The sequence below is a fragment of the Duganella guangzhouensis genome (assembly GCF_009674535.1).
GTDB lineage: Bacteria > Pseudomonadota > Gammaproteobacteria > Burkholderiales > Burkholderiaceae_D > Rugamonas > Rugamonas guangzhouensis.
Genome location: NZ_WKJK01000003.1, coordinates 167,240 through 184,313, shown reverse-complemented (window position 1 = coordinate 184,313; position 17,074 = coordinate 167,240). Strand labels below are relative to the sequence as shown.

The following is a 17,074-nucleotide window of genomic DNA, read 5'->3' as shown; positions in this document are numbered from 1 at the left end:
TAGAGTGTGGCCACCACTATAGGTGACTGGAATCTGCTAAGGTAGGTGCGGAAATGACTTTTTTCATGCGAAATCTGCCATCATGCACGTTACCTTACTTCTTGCCGACCTGTGTTCGGCCTCCAGCGCCACCACCGCGCTGGAACTTCTCACCGCCGTCAATCTGCTGTCCGAGCAGCCGGTGTTCGACGTCACCACCGCTTCGCTGGACGGCCAGCCGGTGCGCACGCTGCGCGGCCTGACGCTGGACGCCGACGCCGCGCTGGACGATATCGAGCATACCGATCTGGTGCTGATCCCCGGTTTCCTGTTCACGTTGCGCGAAGCCTTGCCCGGTTTTGCGCGCTATGGTGACTGGCTGCGTCGCCAGCACGCGCAGGGCGCGGTGTTGGCCAGCATGTGCACCGCGACCTTCCTGCTGGCCGAAACCGGCTTGCTGTCCGGCGCCCGCGCCACCACTCACTGGGCGTTCGCGGACCTGTTCCGCAAGCGCTATCCGGACATTCGCATGGACGAGCGTCACACGCTGTGCGAGGACGGTGGCCTGATTACCAGCGGTGGCGCCAGCGCCGGTATGGATCTGCTGCTGCACCTGACGCGCCGTTACGCCTCGCTGGAGCTGGCGCAGAAATGCAGCCGCTATCTGCTGATCGATAACGCCCGCAGCGAGCAGTCGGTGTATGTGATGTGGTCTATGCCGAAGAGTCACGGCGACGCCGATATCCTGCGCGTGCAGAACTGGCTGGAGGAGCATTACAGCGAACCGCTGGCGATCGAGGAACTGGCGCCGCGCTTCGGCTTCGGCGTGCGCAATTTCATGCGCCGCTTCAAGGAGGCGACTGGCTACACACCGCTGGCCTACCTGCAAACGCTGCGGCTGGAGCAGGCCAAGCATCTGCTGGAATCCACGCGTATGAGCCTGGACAGCATTACCTTCAAGGTGGGATACGAGGACAGTAATTCGTTCCGCCGGCTGTTCCAGCAGCGGGTGGGACTGCTGCCCGCGTCGTACCGGAAGAAGTTCCAGCCGCGGGCAGCGTAGGGGGACAGGCTTATTTGTTCAGCAGCGAGTGCTGGCGGGCGTAGCCGAAGTAGATCACCAGGCCGATCACCAGCCAGATGCCGAAGGCAACCCAGGTAACCCAGCTCAGATAAGCCATCAGCGTCACGCAGAACACCACTGCCAGCGCCGGGATCACCGGCACGCCAGGGCAGCGGAAGGCGCGCTTCAGGTCAGGGCGTTTTTTGCGCAGGATGACCACCGCCACCGACACCAGCGTGAACGCGGCCAGGGTGCCGATGTTCACCAGCTCACTCAGCACGTTCAGCGGCACGAAGGCGGCCATCAGGCCAAACACAATGCCGACCAGCCAGGTGGCGAAGAACGGGGTCTGGAAGCGCGGATGCACGGTCGACAGGCGTTTCGGCAGCAGGCCGTCGCGCGACATGGCGTAGATGATGCGGGTCTGGCCGTAGGCCATCACCAGAATCACGGTAGTCATGCCCAGGATCGCGCCCAGGTCGACGAAACCGGCGAACCAGTTTTCACCGGCGTGTTGCAGTGCCAGCGTGACTGGGTGGTCGACGCCGAGGAATTCTTTGAATGGCACGATGCCGGTCATGATGCCCGAAACGATCACATACAGCACGGTGCAGGCGGCCAGCGAACCGATGATGCCGATCGGCAGATCACGTTCCGGACGTTTGACTTCTTCCGCCGCCGAGGTCACAGCGTCGAAACCGATGAAGGCGAAGAACACCAGCGCCGAGGCGCTCAGCATGCCGTTGACGCCGTACGGCATGAACGGCTGCCAGTTGGCCGGCGTGACGTGACGCGCGCCGACGACGATAAACAGCAGTACCACAGTGATCTTGATGACCACCATGACGTTGTTGACGCGCGCCGATTCGCGCACGCCGAGGCTCAGCATCCCGGTCAGCACCAGCATGATCAGCAGTGCCGGCAGGTTGATGATAGTAGCGACGCCGGGCAGGGCGCCAGGGGCGGCGCTGAGTGCCACCGGCAGATGCCAGCCGAAGCCGGAAATCAGCGACTGGAAGTAGCCGGACCAGCCGACCGACACGGCGGAGCTGGCGAGGCCGTATTCCAGCAGTAGATCCCAGCCGATCATCCAGGCCGCCAGTTCACCCAGCGTGGCGTAGGAATAGGTGTAGATGGAGCCGGCCACCGGGACGGTGGAGGCAAATTCAGCGTAGCAAAGGGCGGCAAAGCCGCAGGCGATGGCGGCGACGACAAAGGACAGCGTCAGCGCCGGACCGGCCGTCACGGCACCGGTACCGGTTAGCACGAAGATGCCGGTACCGACGATGGCGCCTATGCCCATCAAGATCAGGTCGAAGGGACCGAGCACTTTGGCCAGGCCGCCGGGTTTGCCGGCGTTGGCGATCATGTCGTCCAGATTCTTGGTTCTAAAGATGCTCAAAATGGCTCCAGATTTATTGTGGTTATCGCAATTCCCGATCGGCGCCTTGTGAGCGCTGGGATCGGGCGACCGCAAATAATACAATATGCTGGAGTCAAAGCTGCCGTTTTATTACCGAAAAATGACGGTGATTGCCGGAGTATGTTTGTTTTGCGCGCGGCGTGCTTGGATTAACGACGGAAGGCGTCTCCCAGCTTGCCCATATCGATCGGCGGCGGGATATAAATCTGTGCCACGGCGACGGCTTGCGTCACCGGCGAGGTTTGTTCGACGACCCAGTCGACGACGGGTGCTGCCAGCGGCGAAGCGATTGCTGCGGCGCACAAGGCGGTTTTGAGGATGGCCATGGCTGTCTCCTGTTATTGCAGTAGTGTTTACTGTTGTTATTGACTTCATGTTAGTCAGAACACTGCGCCATGACGAATGGATTCTGTAACTAGCTGGTATCTGATTTGTCGATAGATAGCAGGGATGATACGTACAGCAGGAAGCGGTCCTCCAGCCGGGCCAGATTCAGGCCGGTAATGTCGCCGATGCGGCGCAGGCGGTAATCCAGCGTATTGCGGTGTATATGCAACGCTTCGGCGGTGGCGGCGGGCTGGCCGTCGTGGGCGAACCAGGCTTCCAGCGTGCGCTGGAGCAGTTCGCGGTTCTTCCCCAGCTTGTCGATCGGCGCGCGCAGTTGGGCCGCCTGCCAGCCGGTGTTCAGGCCGGACAGCAGTACAGGCAGTGCATGATCGTAGTAACTGTACAGGTGCTGCTTGCCAGCGCCGCCGCTGCTGCCGCCGCCGCTGCCGATGATGCGCGGCTGACGCGCGCGGCACAGGCGGGCGGCGGTGCGGGCGCTTTGCCAACTGGTGGTCACCTCGGTCATGCCCTGGCCGGCGATGCCCTGGGTGAGCGCATGCGGTTGCGGATACAGTTCGCGCAGGATGGCGCCCAGCGCCTGCAACTGGCGCTCGTGACCCGGGCCGGGCGGATCGAAAAACTCCAGGATCGCCAGTTCGCGCGGGCCGGCGGCCGCAGTCAGGGCGGCTGGCACGCGCGCCTGCAGCCGCAGTTGCAGCGCTTGCGGGTCCGGCGTCGTGGCGGCGTCGCCGTCCAGCTCCAGCAGGTAGACCGCGTGAAGGCGTTCAAACCGCACGTCGAGCCGGTGCGCCCATGCCGCCAGGTCGGCCGGATCGGCGTGGTCGCCGTTGATCAGATTGAGGACGAAGGCTTCGCGGTAGCGCGAATCGCGCTGCAGTTCGCCGGCCAATTGCGCCTGTTCGAGGATCATTTCGGCGGTCAGCCGCACCAGCTCACCGAACTGGCGTACTTCGTCCGGCGCGCCGCTCAGGCCCACCGCGCCGCATAATTGGCCGTGCACCGTCAACGGCAGATTGATGCCCGGCTGAGCGCCGTGCAGATTGCGGGCGCTGGCCTGGTCGATTTCCACCGTCAGCCGCTTGGCCAGTGCCAGCAGGGCGCCGGCGTGCAGCTCGCCGATACGGGCCGGATTACCGCTGGCGATGATGCTGCCGTTGGCGTCCATGACGTTGACGTTATAGGGAATGATGCGCATGGTGCGGGTGACGATGTCCTGCGCCAGGGCCGTACTCAAGATATCCATGGGCGTCATTTTAGGGCATTTGCACAATAAATGGTGGTGCGTGACGCGGAGATTCGGGCATCTGGCCAATGCTTTTTTGTGAAGGATTCCAGATAATCGCCGTATCATTAAAATACCCCGGAGACTTGCATGAGCACTTCCACCACTGCACAAGCGTGGCCGGCGGCGTCCGTTCTGGATGGCGCATATAAAAAAGCCAGCTGGCACCTGATCCCGTTTATCTTCGTCTGCTACCTGTTCAATTACCTGGACCGCGTCAACGTCGGCTTTGCCAAGCTGGAGATGCTGGACGCCCTCAAATTGAGCAATACGGTGTACGGCCTGGGCGCCGGCATCTTCTTCATCGGTTACGTGCTGAGTGGCGTGCCGAGTAATCTGATCCTGCACAAAATCGGCGCCCGGCGCTGGATTTCGGTGATGATGATCGCGTGGGGCGGCCTGTCCGCCTGCATGCTGTTTGTGAACTCCCCAACTTCGTTCTATGTGCTGCGCTTCTTCACAGGCGTGGCGGAAGCCGGCTTCTTCCCCGGCATGGTGCTGTACTTTACGCACTGGTTCCCGACCCAGAAGCGCGGCCAGGTGATGGCGCTGTTCATGTCGGCGATTCCGATTTCGGGCCTGATCGGCGGTCCGCTGTCCGGCTGGATGCTGTCGCACTTCTCGGCCGGCCAGGGTGGCATGGCCGGCTGGCAGTGGCTGTTCCTGCTTCAGGGTTTGCCGACCGTGCTGCTGGGCGTGGGCGTATTCCTGTATCTGAATGATGGCATCGCGCAAGCCAAGTGGTTGAGCGTTGAAGAGAAGTCCGCGATGCAGGCGGCGCTGGCCGCCGATGAACAGCAGCGCGCCGCCGCCAGCAATGTCGGCCAGTCGTTCGGCGCGGTGCTGCGCAACGGCAGCGTGTGGATGCTGGGCGTGATTTACTTCTGCATTCAGATGGGCGTCTACGCGATCAACTTCTGGCTGCCGTCCATCATCAAGGCGCTGGGCTTCCAGAGCGCGCAGACGGTGGGCTGGCTGAGTGCAGTGCCGTATCTGCTGGCCGCCGTGTTCATGGTGTGGGCCGGCCGTTCGTCCGACAAGCATCGCGAGCGCCGCTTCCACGTCTCGCTGCCGATGGGTATGGGCCTGATTGGCCTGCTGCTGGCGGCTAACTTCTCCAGCAATGCGCTGATCGTCATGATCGGCTTGAGCATGGCGACCATGGGCGCGCTGACGGCACTGGCGCTGTTCTGGTCTCTGCCGGCCGCCTTCCTTGGCAGCGCGGCAGCGGCAGGCGGGCTGGCGCTGATTAACTCGCTGGGCCAGATCGCCGGTTTCGTCAGCCCCTTCCTGGTCGGCTGGATCAAGGATGCGACTCAGAGCACCGACATGGCGCTGTATATTCTCTCCAGCGTGCTGTTGATCGGTGCGATACTGGTGCTGCGGGTTCCCGCGAAACTCGTTAATCGATAAGAGCCGCCGATGAAAATAGTAATAGCGCCCGATTCGTTCAAGGAGAGCCTGACGGCGATGGCCGTGGCTAATGAGATCGAAGCGGGCTTCCGCGAGGTGTTTCCGGACGCGGAATACGTCAAGCTGCCGGTCGCCGATGGCGGCGAGGGCACGGTGCAGGCCATGATCGACGCCAGTGGCGGCAAGCGCATCGCCTTGCCCGTCACCGGCCCGCTGGGCGAAACGGTATCGGCGTTCTATGGCCTGATGGGCGACGGCCAGACCGCAGTGATTGAAATGGCCGCCGCCAGCGGGCTGGAACTGGTGATGCCGTCGCAGCGTAATCCGCTGCGCACCACCAGCTACGGCACCGGCCAGCTGATATTGAACGCGCTGAACGCCGGCGCGCGCCGTTTCGTGCTGGGCATCGGCGGCAGCGCCACCAACGACGGCGGTGCCGGCATGCTGCAGGCACTGGGCGGCCGGCTGCTGGACGCCACCGGCGCCGACCTGCCGCCAGGCGGCGGCGCGCTGAATATGCTGGACCGTATCGACCTGTCCGGCCTGGACGCGCGCATCAAGGACTGCGTGTTCGACATCGCCTGCGACGTCAGCAACCCGCTGGTGGGGCCGCAAGGCGCATCCGCCATCTTCGGCCCGCAGAAGGGCGCGACCGCCGAGATGGTGGCGCGGCTGGACGACAATCTGCGTCACTACGCCGCGGTCATCGCCCGCGACCTGGGACAGGACGTGGCCGAGGTGCCGGGCGCAGGCGCTGGTGGTGGCATCGGCGCCGCCATGCTGGTGTTCCTCGGCGGCCGTTTGCGGCCGGGCAGTGAAATCGTCACCGCAGCCGTCGGCCTGGATGCGGCGGTGGCGGACGCGGAATTGATCATCACCGGCGAAGGCCGCATCGACGGCCAGACCATCCACGGCAAAACGCCGGTCGGCGTGGCGCGCGTGGCGCAGCGTCACGGCAAGCCGGTGATCGGCCTCGCCGGCTCGCTGGCCAGCGATGCGGCGGCGGTGCATGAACACGGCATCGACGCCGTATTCGCCGCAGTCACCCGCCCATGCACGGTGGAAGAGGCGCTGGCCGCCGCCGCCGTCAACGTGCGCAACGCGGCACGCAACATCGCCGCCACGCTACGGTTGGGTGCGGGGCTGGGCTTGTGATAGAGTTGTCCCCCATGTAAGTCAGGGGGACAAACTTCTATGGCGAGAGGCGGACTGCCGTCGATCAAGGTGCAGATCTACAGCCTGGTATGGGCCTGCGCCTTGCCGGCGGTTGTCGGCTTTTCCCTGCTGACCGCACACTTCATCGAACGCGAACGCCATCAGATCAAGTTCGATACGCTGATCATGGCGCGCGCCATGATCCAGGCGGTGGACCGCGATCTGAACACCGGCATCACGGTCGCGCTGGCGCTGGCCAACTCGCCCAGCCTGGACCAGGGCGACATCGCTGCCTTCTACGCCGAAGCCAGTAAAGCGCTGCGGCCCGAATTCCCCGGTTTTAATTTCGTTCTCAGCGACCGCGATTCGGTACAGCTGATGAATACCGTGCATCCGTACGGCCAGTTGCTGCCGGATCCCGGCAGCCTGGATCGCATCCGCAAGGTATTCGATACCGGTAAGCCGGTGATCTCGGATGTGTTCATTGGTGGCGTGCTGAAACGGCCGCTGGTGGCCATTCATGCGCCGGTGCTGCGCAACGGTAAAGTCATCTATGTCATTTCGGTGGCGTTTGTGCCTGAGCGGCTGGGCCGCGTCTTGCGTGAACAGCAGTTGCCACCGGACCGCGTGGCGGCCATCTTCGACAGCCAGGGCGTGATTGTGGCGCGCACGCTGGATCCGGAAAAATCAGTCGGCAAGAAAGGCGCCCCGTCGCTGCTGGCGCAAATGCCGGCCGCGCGCGAGAACGCGGTGGAAGCGATTACGCTGGAAGGACTGCCGGTGTATTCGATGTACAGCCGTTCTTCTTACAGCGGCTGGGCGGTGGTGATTGGCGTGCCGCGCAGCGTGGTGTGGTCCGAGATGCTGGCGTCGATCAAATGGATCAGCATTATCGTCGCGGTGCTGCTGATCGCCGGTTTTGTGGTGGCCTGGGTGTTGGCGCGCAATCTGGGGCGTTCGGTGGGCTCCTTGTCGTCGGCGGCAGTGGCGCTGGGGCGTGGCAAGGTGACGGTGGCCGAACCGCCGATGTTCCGCGAGGCCGACGATGCCATTAATACGCTGAAGACGGTGGAGAAGGAGCTGCAGGACCATCGTCACCATCTGGAGGGACTGATCGAAGAGCGCACCACGCAACTGCAGTCGGCCATGCGGGAAGCGCAGGCCGCCAATGCCGCCAAGGACGTCTTCGTGGCCAATATGAGCCACGAGCTGCGCACGCCGATGAACGCGGTGCTGGGCATGGCGCATCTGCTGGGCGCCACCAATCTGTCGCCGGAGCAGAGCCGTTATCTGGAGATGATACGGGCTTCCGGCCAGTCGCTGCTGGGCATCCTCAACGACATTCTGGATTTCTCCAAGATGCAGGCCGGGAAGGTGGAACTGCACCCGGTACGTTTCAAGCTGGACGATGTGCTGCATGCGCTGGCCAGCATCATGAGCGTCAGTGCCGGCGAAAAGAATCTGGAGCTGTGCATCGGCGTGGAGCCGGATGTGCCGCGTGTGCTGTTTGGCGATGCGCTGCGGCTGCAGCAGGTGCTGGTCAACCTGGCCGGCAACGCCATCAAGTTCACCGAGCAGGGCGAGGTGTCGGTGCTGGTGCAGCGCGTGGCGCGCGAGCCGCTGACGCTGCGCTTCTGCGTGCGCGATAGCGGCATCGGCATGAGCGAGGAGCAGCTGGCGCGCCTGTTCTCGCCGTTCACGCAGGGCGACTTGTCGTTCACACGCCGCTTCGGCGGCACCGGGCTGGGGCTGACGATTTCCAAAGGGCTGATCGATCTGCTGGGCGGCACCATCGTGGTGCGTAGCGAGCCTGGGAAGGGTAGCGAGTTTCAGTTCACGCTGGCGTTACAGGCCGACGTGGAGGAGTCGGCGCGGGTGATGCCGAACAAGCTGCATGTGCTGGTGGTGGACGATAACCACACCAGCCGCCAGTTCATCAGCAAGACCATCCAGGCATGGCAGTGGACCAGCGACAGCGTGGCCTCCGGCGAGGAAGCGTTAGCGCAGCTGCGCGCTGGCCGGCATTACGACGTGGTGCTGGTCGACAGCCAGATGCCTGGCATGGATGGCGCGGCCACCATGCACGCCTTGCACGAACAGGCGCCGCAACTGCCTGCAGTCTGCATGATGAATGCGTACGGGCGCGGCAAGCTGATGATGGAAGGCGCCAACAGTGCCGCCTTGCTGACCAAGCCGGTCACCGCATCCAGCCTGTTCGACGCGGTGCAGACCGCGCTGGCGCCATCCGCACCCGGTGGTGGTGTGCCGGTGCCGGCACAGCTGCCCGCGCTGGAGGGCGTGCGCATTTTGCTGGTAGAGGACAATCCGATCAATCAGAACGTGGCGCGCGGCATACTGGAACAGGCGCGCGCGCTGGTCACGGTGGCGGAAAACGGCCAGGTGGCGATCGACTTGCTGCGCGCCGATGCCGCCTTCGATCTGATCTTGATGGACGTGCAGATGCCGGTGATGGATGGCTTCAGCGCCACCCGCATCATCCGCGCTGAACTGGGCCTGGGCTTGCCGGTGATCGCCATGACGGCCGGCGTGATGGAGTCCGAGCGCGAACAGTGCACGGCGGCCGGCATGGACGATTTTATCGCCAAGCCGATCGACGTTGAGCATATGTTTGCGACGCTGGCGCGCCATCTGCGGCCACGCTCCGATAACTAAATTGACGGCTGCGATATTCATTTCGAGATCGCGATTTTTTTAAACAAGCTTATTTGGAATTGTTCGTTTTATTACGTGGGCGCGCGCTTTATATTGACGCCCATGAGTACCGTTTCCTTTGCTTCCGCCGCACGCGACCAGTTCCTCGGCGGTGAATTCCGCCGCAGTTACAGCTGGCTCACCGCCAGCGTGCATCGCCTGGTTGGCTCGCGCTACGACGCCGAAGACCTGGCGGCATCGGCCTTCACCGAATTGGCCGGGATGGATGACATCACCCAGATTCGCCAACCGCGCGCGCTGCTGACCACCATCGCGCGCCGCCTGACCTATGAGTTCTGGCGCCGCCGCGATCTGGAACGCGCCTATCTGGAAGAACTGGCGCTGGCGCCGGATCTGGCGGATGCGTCGCCTGAGGATATCTGCGAAGCCATCGATGAGCTGTTGCGCATTGACGCGGCACTGCAAACTATCAGCGCCAAGGCACGCGAAGCCTTCATCCTCAGCCAGTTCGAGGAGCTGGGTTACGCGGAAATCGCTGAACGGCTGGCGGTTTCGGTCAGCATGGTACGCAAATACATGGCGCAGGCGCTAGCCGCCTGCTATCTGGCCGCATGAAGCTGGCGCCGGCCGAACATCAGGCGGTGATGTGGGAAGTGCGCTTGCGCGAGGGCGATGTCGGCGCCACTGTGCTGAATGAATTCGATCATTGGCGCACGGCGGAAGCGGCCAATGAACAGGCCTGGAATAATTTGCAGCAGCGCTTATCCCGATTCAGTGAACGTGGTACAGCGTCTGCGGCCGCCGCGCGGGCCTTGCGCGCACCATCAATCGAGCGTCGCCGCGCCCTGCGCGCCGCGTTTGGCATGCTGGTGATGGGCGTTGGCGCCTGGGGCGGCGTGCGCGGCCTGGGGCTGGACGCCGACTGGCACAGCGGCGTGGGCCAGCGTGGCGAGGGCAAGCTGGCTGATGGCACGCCGTTGGTATTCGATGCCAACAGCCGCATTTACCTGTCCGGCAGCGCGGCCAGTCCGCGTCTCGACCTGCGGCAGGGGCAGGTGTTGCTGCGGTCGTGGCGTCAGCGCGACGGTGTGCTCAGCGTGGCGACCGCGCATGGCTCGGTGGCTACTGGTGGCGCGGTGTTCAACGTTGGCCGCCTGCACGAGCGCAGTGTGGTGTCGGTCAGCGAAGGCAGCGCCTTGCTGCGACCTGCAGGCGGCGCGGCGGTGCTGGTCGGCGCCGGCGAGACATTTTTTTTCGATCGGCATGGCGCGCAGGCGGCGGAGCTGTCGTTCAGCGCGGTCAGTGCGTGGACGCGCGGCGTTTGCGTGGCCGACCGCATGCCGCTGGCGGAGCTGTTGGAGATTTTCGGTCGCTATCGTCAAGGACTGCTGCGCGCCAGCGGCCGTGCCGCCGCCATGCAAATCAGCGGCGTATTCCGGCTGGAGGACGTCGAGCGCGCGCTGTTGCAGGTGACGGACATTCTGCCGCTGCGTATCCAGCGTTACGGTCGTTATCTGACCGTGCTGAATGCGGCCTGAAAAATATTTTCGCCGGCCGGTGTCACTTTTCGATTCTCGCTGCACATGGTTGGTGAAGCGCCTCGATCGAGGTGCCATAACTTTGTGAGGCACGTTTTGCAGAAACCACAGCACATCCTGGCCATTCTGGCCGTTACCCAGTTACTCGCGTTGCCGGCCGCGCTGGCGCAGGACGCCACACGTCATCAATACCAACTGGCCGGTGCGCCGCTGGAGAAAACTTTGCTGCGCATCGCGTCTGAAAGTGGCGTGGCACTGGCGTATGATCCCAAACTGCTGGAATCGGCGCGCTCGGCGCCAGTCAATGGCAATTACAGCGCCACCGAAGCGATCACGCGCGCGTTGGAAGGCAGCGGCTTTGAGCTGGTGAGCACCGGCGGTGGCCGCACGCTGACGATCCGCCGCACCGTGGCTGCGCCTTCGGCTTCACGGCCCGCCGTGCAGCAGTTGATGGCGCCGGTGGCCCTGCGCGCGCCGGTGGCCGCAGCGGCTGCAGTGGCGGCTGCGCCGAATACGGAAGTGTTGGCGCGGGTGACGGTGTCCGGTACGCGCCGGCCCGGCACCAATCAGGAGAGCGATGACGTGCAGCGCGCGCCGACGTCATCCTACCGCGTCAGCGGCGAAGTGCTGGAAGAGCAGAACCTGACCACGCTGGAAGACCTGCAACAGCTGGTGCCCGGTCTGGTGATCCAGAGTACCGATCCGTCGGACACGCAGATCACCATCCGTGGCGTCGGCGATGGCGGCGGTCAGGCCAGCGGCGATGCGAACATCGGCATGCCGAGCAGCGTGGCGATTTACGTCGACAATGTTTACCTGCCGCGTGCCGGCATGTTGAGCAGTGGCCTGGGCGATATCGCCTATGCCGAGGTACTGAGCGGCGCGCAGGGCACGATGTTCGGCGCCAATGCCACTGGCGGCGTGCTGAATCTGCAGACTCGCGCGCCGAGCTTTACGCCGGAAGCGTCGGCCAGCGTGTCGTATGGCCAGAACGGTTATACGCGCGGCCGGGCGATGTTGTCCGGCCCACTGTCGGAGAACTGGGCTGGCCGTTTGAATCTGGTCTACACCAATAACGATGGCGCGGTCACCAATGTGCGCAATAACCATAGCCTGAACGGCGTCACCAGCAGCGGCGTGCGCGGTCAACTGCTGTACAAGCAGGGCGAGAAGTTCAATCTTCGTTTGAGCGCGGACCTGAACATCACCAACAGCTCGCCGACTTCGGTGCTGTTGTCGACCAATACCTTTAGTGGCGTCGACAGCTTCCTCAAGCATTCCACGGCGGTCGGCAACCATGTGGTGTTTGGCCCGAATGTGGATCTGGATGACGAGAACAATGTGCACACCAAGCAGGGCGGGGTGTCGGCAGAAGCGAACTGGAAGTTCGATAATGGCTACAAGCTGCGCTCTGTGACGTCGTATCGTTACTTCCGCACCGATCCGGTGTATGCCGATGGTTTGAGCGTGGCGGTATATAACAATACTGGCACCCAGGTGCTCGACCGTACCTGGTCGCAGGAACTGCGTCTGGATTCGCCGGCCGGCGAGAAGTTCGACTACGCGCTGGGCCTGACCTATCTGGGCGAGAACCTGAACACCACCGCGCACACGCGCTACACCAACAACAAGCTGGCCGGCGTGTATTACGACGCCACCAGCTACAACGGGCTGGATATCATTCGTCTCGGTACGCTGCACGATAATATGCTGTCGCCATACGTGCAGGGCACGCTGCATATCGCGCCGACCTGGGATCTGGTGGGCGGCGTACGCGCCAACTATGAGGAGAAGGGCGGTCAGTTCATTCGCTATAACAAAGCGGCCTTCAACTCGGGTTACATCAAGGAGTATTACGTGCTGCCTTCGGGGACGCTGGTGCTGAAGCATGAGCTGTCGCCGGAGTGGAGTTCGTATCTGGCCGGTTCATACGGCGAGAAGTCGGGTGGTCTGAATATTTCGGCTGGCGCGGCGAAGGCGGCTGGTTACGATACGCTGATTATTAAGCCGGAGAAGACCAAGAGTCTGGAGCTGGGCGTCAAGGGTGCGCTGCTGGATAACAAGGTCAATCTGAAAGCGGACGTGTTCCTGACCGAGGTGTCGGACTTCCAGACCCAGGGCTATGATCCGGATACTCAGCAAACCTATCTGATGAACGCGGGGACTTTCCGTTCGCGCGGTGCCGAGGTGAGTGTGGCGGCGGCGATTACGCGCAATTGGGATGCGACGCTGGCGGGTGTCTTCAACGATGCGTATTACACCGATTACGCTAACGCGCGTTGCCCGGCCGAGGTGACTTTGTCGCCGAGCCCTCCCGCGTCCTGCAATCTGACCGGTGAGCGGGTGTTCAATGCGCCGCGCGTGACGTGGAATGCGAGTACGCGTTACTCATGGCGCAGTGATAATGGGCTGAAGAATTTCGTCAGCGCGCGCTATTCGTATCGTGGCTGGATGTATGGTACGGTGGATAATTCGTATCTGACGCGGGTGTCGGGTTATGGCCTGGCGGCGTTTGCGGCGGGGACTGGCCGCAAGCTGGAACATGGCGAGTGGAGCGCGTCGGTGTGGGTGAACAATGCGTTTGACAAGCAGTATTATCGCCGGGTGGTGAGCGGCGATTATGGTTCGGTGTGGGGCTGGCTGGGCGAGTCGCGCACGTTTGGGGCTACGCTGTCGTATAAATATTAAAGGAGATGGCAGGATGAGCGCATCGCTCGAACGGAGGCAGTTCTTTAAACTGGCCGCGCTGCTGGGCAGCGGCGTGGCGTTGAGCGATGGCGCGGTGGCTGGCAATACCGCCAGCGGCGTGGCGTCCGGCGCGAGCGCTGCGTCGGATGCGTCGGATGCGGCGGGCCTGCTGCCCGGCGAGACCTTGCTGCAGTGGCTGGACGGCGCGCCGGAGAGCTTCCAGGGCGCGACGTGGGGCGTGCCGTGGCCACAAGGCCGCGTCCCCGCCGATGCACAATTCGCCCTGCGCCCGCTCGCCGCGACGGCGCGGGATGGCGCGGCGGTGCAATCGTGGCCGCTGGCTTACTGGCCGGACGGCAGCCTGAAATGGTCCGCCCATGCGCTGGCGCCGCAATTGGCCGGTGCGGCAGCGGCCAGCACGGCTCGCGACGGCTCGTCGTTGCTGGCATCGTCCGTCACCGGCGCTGTGGCGACTGCGCCTGGTGGTATTGGAGCGGCGGCGGGCGGCACTGCGCCGCCGGCCGCGCGCTTTGCTTTGCGGCCGTTGCTGGACGTGGCGGGACACGCGAACGCGGACGCAGCGCGCGCCGACGCGGGGGCTAGCGCGGCAGCGGGGGCGGGCACAGGCTTGCTGGCGACCGAGCGGGGACGCGACGGCATCGCGGTCGACACCGGGCCGCTGCAATGCACGCTGGCGACCGATGGCGGCATCCTGCTGCGCGAGGCGCGGCGACAGGGCAAGCCTTTGCTGCGCAATGGCCACCTGGTCCTGCTGGCCGACGACATCGCGGATGATGACACCACCGCCCGCCGCAGCTACGACAGCATCATCCAAAGCACCACGCTGGAACAGAACGGGACCCAACGCGCCGTCATCCGCATCACCGGCACGCACCGCCACAAGGATGGCGCCAGCCTGCTGCCATTCGTGGCCCGCCTGTACTTCTATCGTAATGCCGACACCATCCGCATCGTCCACACACTGACCTACGATGCCGATCCACAGAAACTGAGCATACGCGGCGTCGGCCTGCGCTTCGCAGTGCCGCTGGAAGCGCCGCTGTACGACCGCCACATCCGCTTCACCGGCGCCAATGGCGGCGTGTTCTCGGAAGCGGTACAAGGTCTCACCGGCTTGCGTCGCGACGGTGGCGCAGCAGCGGAAGCCCAACTGCAAGGGCACGCCGTGCAAACCGCCAGCATCCCGCCGGCAGTCAGCAAAAACCTGCGCTACATCCCCGCCTTCGGCCACTACTCGCTGCTGCAATCGCACCCCGACGGCTACAGCATCAGCAAGCGCACCGGCAAAGGCAGCGGCTGGATACACGCCGCCAGCGGCAACCGCGCCGGTGGCACCGGCTACCTCGGCACGCCGGACGGCGGCATCGCCTTCGGCATCCGCAACTTCTGGCAAAGCTACCCTGGCCAGATCGACATCCACGGCGCCGAAACCAGCGAAGCCAGCGTCACCCTGTGGCTATGGGCGCCCAACGCCCAGGGCATGGACCTGCGCTTCTACCACAACGGCATGGGCGAGACCGACCACGCCAAACAGCGCGACGCGCTCGACATCACCTACGAAGACTACGAACCCGGTTTCGGCACACCATACGGCGTCGCCCGCACCAGCGAACTGGAACTGCAACTGCTGCCTGCCACGCCGACGCATCAGCAACTGGCCGCCATCAGTCGCCGCATCCAGTCGCCGCCGGTGCTGACAGCCTCGCCGCAGCGCATCTACAGCGCCGGCGTGTTCAGCGAATACTGGAGTCCCGCCGATGCCAAGCCATCAAAGCTGGAACAGCAACTGGCCTGGACTTTCGACTTCTACCGCAATCAGGTTGAAGACCGCCGCTGGTACGGCTTCTGGGATTACGGCGACGTGATGCACACCTACGATGCGCAGCGCCACGTCTGGCGCTACGACGTGGGCGGCTTCGCGTGGGATAACTCGGAACTCAGCACCGAAATCTGGCTGTGGCACTACTACCTGCACAGTGGCCGCGCCGACGCGTATCGCCTGGCCGAAGCCATGACCCGCCACACCGGCGAAGTCGATGTCCACCACATCGGCCCATACAGTCCACTCGGCACGCGTCACGGCGTCCAGCACTGGGGCGACAGTGCCAAACAACTGCGCGTATCGACCGCCATCAACCGCCGCTTCTTCTATTACCTGAGCGCCGACGAGCGCGTGGGCGACCTGCTGCGCGAACAGGTCAACGCGGTCGACCGCCTGCGCACCATCATCCCCGGCCGCAAGATCGGCCAGCAGGCGCCGGCCAGTGAACCCGATACACACGCCAGCGTCTCCTTCGGCACCGACTGGGGCGCCGTAGCTGCCGCCTGGTTCACCGAGTGGGAACGCACCGGCCAAGCGCAATACCGCGACAAACTGGTGAACAGCATGACCAGCATCGCCGCCCAGCCGCTGGGCTTCCTGGCCGGCGGCGGCGTGATGGACCTGCGCACTGGCGCCTTCGCGCTGGACCCGGCCGCGAAGATCAACGTGTCGCACCTGAGCGCTGTCTTCGGCCTGCCCGAAATCTGCAGCGAATTGATACGCACCGTGCCGGCGCCGGCCTTCCGCGACGCCTGGCTGCGTTACTGCCGCCTGTACAGCGCCACGCCGGAACAGCAGAAGGCCGAGCTGGGACAAGATTTGGGCAAGCTGAATCTGGGCCAGGGCCACGCGCGCCTGCTGGCTTACACCGCCGTGCAGCAGCAGGACGAGGCGATGCTGAAGCGCGCCTGGGCACAATTCTACGAAGGCAAGGCAGGCCTGCGCGACAAGGATCTGGTATCGCGCCGGGTGACGCCGCCACTGGTGCTCAACGAAGTGGAAGAGGCGCCGTCGCTATCCACCAACGCCGTCGCGCAATGGGGGCTGGGCGCAATCGGGCTGCTGGCCTTGCAGGCGCAGGGCGTGGAACTGGCGCGCGATGACTTCACCCGCTTCGACCCGCAAAGCTGGGCGGTGGAGGACGAAGCCGGCCAAGCCGCCACCGCAGCCTACACCGAACATGGCGCGCTGATACTGAACGCGCCGCGCGGGCTAACCGTCTGGCTGCGCCAGCAACTGCTGGGCCACTACGAAATCAGCTTCACGCGCACTGTGTTCTCGGACGCGCGGCTGTCAGACCTGAACTTCTTTTGGGAAGCGCAGCTACCGCAAGGCTTCACGCAATCCGGCAAGTTCGAAGACTACGACAAGCTGCGCATGTTCTACGCCGGCATCGGCGGCAACACCAACACCACCTCGCGCTTCCGCTACTACGACGGCAACGAGCGCAAGCTGCTGCAGGAGTATCTGGCACCGGACTATCTGCTGAAGGCCAACCGGCCATACCGCATCCGCATCGTAGTCGATGCGCGCGGTACGCGGCTGTACGTGGACGACAAGGAGTATTTCAGCGCAACCGGGCCGCTGGTCGGCGGTGGCTACTTCGGCTTCCGCACCACGCTGTCGCGACAGAAGGTGGAACAGTTCCGGGTACGGCGGATCGCCTGAT

The 17,074-nt window shown here is 63.9% G+C and carries 11 protein-coding genes; 8 read left to right on the top strand and 3 right to left on the bottom strand.

Going from position 1 to position 17,074, the window contains the following annotated elements; genetic code table 11:
* Positions 1-82 precede the first annotated feature (82 nt).
* Entirely contained in the window at positions 83-1,042 is a 960-nt protein-coding gene (locus tag GJ699_RS06820; RefSeq protein ID WP_154374423.1) for a GlxA family transcriptional regulator, read from the top strand.
* A gap of 10 nt (positions 1,043-1,052) precedes the next feature.
* Here GJ699_RS06820 and bcaP read toward each other — a convergent pair whose 3' ends face one another.
* The 3 genes from bcaP to GJ699_RS06805 all read right to left on the bottom strand — a co-directional run bounded on the left by bcaP (position 1,053) and on the right by GJ699_RS06805 (position 4,056).
* Positions 1,053-2,444: a branched-chain amino acid transporter BcaP gene (gene bcaP, locus GJ699_RS06815; protein ID WP_308495505.1), complete on the bottom strand. Its 1,392-nt coding sequence runs from the start codon at positions 2,442-2,444 to the stop codon at positions 1,053-1,055.
* Positions 2,445-2,614: 170 nt separating this feature from the next.
* Positions 2,615-2,791 (bottom strand): hypothetical protein, encoded by a 177-nt coding sequence (locus GJ699_RS06810; protein ID WP_154374421.1) that lies wholly within the window; start codon positions 2,789-2,791, stop codon positions 2,615-2,617.
* Between the two features lie 89 nt (positions 2,792-2,880).
* Positions 2,881-4,056 carry a sugar diacid recognition domain-containing protein gene (locus GJ699_RS06805; protein WP_154374419.1) on the bottom strand — a complete coding sequence of 392 codons (1,176 nt, stop codon included), beginning with the start codon at positions 4,054-4,056 and terminating at the stop codon, positions 2,881-2,883.
* A 129-nt stretch (positions 4,057-4,185) separates the two neighbouring features.
* On the opposite strand from GJ699_RS06805, the gene GJ699_RS06800 reads away from it, so the two are divergent.
* The 7 genes from GJ699_RS06800 (at position 4,186) to GJ699_RS34120 (ending at position 17,073) form a co-directional block, all read left to right on the top strand.
* A complete protein-coding gene (locus tag GJ699_RS06800; RefSeq protein WP_154374417.1) occupies positions 4,186-5,508 on the top strand; it encodes an MFS transporter in 1,323 nt (440 codons plus the stop codon).
* A gap of 9 nt (positions 5,509-5,517) precedes the next feature.
* The gene (locus GJ699_RS06795; protein ID WP_154374415.1) at positions 5,518-6,663 is read left to right on the top strand and encodes a glycerate kinase; all 1,146 of its coding nucleotides are present in this window, start codon (positions 5,518-5,520) and stop codon (positions 6,661-6,663) included.
* Positions 6,664-6,702: 39 nt separating this feature from the next.
* Positions 6,703-9,336 (top strand): hybrid sensor histidine kinase/response regulator, encoded by a 2,634-nt coding sequence (locus GJ699_RS06790; RefSeq protein WP_154374413.1) that lies wholly within the window; start codon positions 6,703-6,705, stop codon positions 9,334-9,336.
* A 102-nt stretch (positions 9,337-9,438) separates the two neighbouring features.
* The gene (locus GJ699_RS06785; RefSeq protein ID WP_154374411.1) at positions 9,439-9,951 is read left to right on the top strand and encodes a sigma-70 family RNA polymerase sigma factor; all 513 of its coding nucleotides are present in this window, start codon (positions 9,439-9,441) and stop codon (positions 9,949-9,951) included.
* Positions 9,948-10,874, top strand: coding sequence for a FecR family protein (locus GJ699_RS06780; RefSeq protein WP_154374410.1), 927 nt, complete (start codon positions 9,948-9,950; stop codon positions 10,872-10,874). The genes GJ699_RS06785 and GJ699_RS06780 overlap by 4 nt, the downstream gene beginning before the upstream one ends.
* 96 nt (positions 10,875-10,970) lie before the next feature.
* Positions 10,971-13,562 carry a TonB-dependent receptor gene (locus tag GJ699_RS06775; RefSeq protein WP_195763479.1) on the top strand — a complete coding sequence of 864 codons (2,592 nt, stop codon included), beginning with the start codon at positions 10,971-10,973 and terminating at the stop codon, positions 13,560-13,562.
* 13 nt (positions 13,563-13,575) lie between these two features.
* A complete protein-coding gene (locus GJ699_RS34120; RefSeq protein WP_195763478.1) occupies positions 13,576-17,073 on the top strand; it encodes an exo-rhamnogalacturonan lyase family protein in 3,498 nt (1,165 codons plus the stop codon).
* Position 17,074 lies beyond the last annotated feature (1 nt).

Excerpts from the sequence above, each read along its gene's own strand:
- GJ699_RS06820 (WP_154374423.1), top strand. The coding sequence starts at position 83 with ATGCACGTTACCTTACTTCTTGCCGACCTGTGTTCGGCCTCCAGCGCC.
- GJ699_RS06790 (WP_154374413.1), top strand. The coding sequence starts at position 6,703 with ATGGCGAGAGGCGGACTGCCGTCGATCAAGGTGCAGATCTACAGCCTG.
- GJ699_RS06805 (WP_154374419.1), bottom strand. The coding sequence starts at position 4,056 with ATGGATATCTTGAGTACGGCCCTGGCGCAGGACATCGTCACCCGCACC.
- GJ699_RS06785 (WP_154374411.1), top strand. The coding sequence starts at position 9,439 with ATGAGTACCGTTTCCTTTGCTTCCGCCGCACGCGACCAGTTCCTCGGC.
- GJ699_RS06795 (WP_154374415.1), top strand. The coding sequence starts at position 5,518 with ATGAAAATAGTAATAGCGCCCGATTCGTTCAAGGAGAGCCTGACGGCG.
- GJ699_RS34120 (WP_195763478.1), top strand. The coding sequence starts at position 13,576 with ATGAGCGCATCGCTCGAACGGAGGCAGTTCTTTAAACTGGCCGCGCTG.
- GJ699_RS06810 (WP_154374421.1), bottom strand. The coding sequence starts at position 2,791 with ATGGCCATCCTCAAAACCGCCTTGTGCGCCGCAGCAATCGCTTCGCCG.
- GJ699_RS06800 (WP_154374417.1), top strand. The coding sequence starts at position 4,186 with ATGAGCACTTCCACCACTGCACAAGCGTGGCCGGCGGCGTCCGTTCTG.
- GJ699_RS06780 (WP_154374410.1), top strand. The coding sequence starts at position 9,948 with ATGAAGCTGGCGCCGGCCGAACATCAGGCGGTGATGTGGGAAGTGCGC.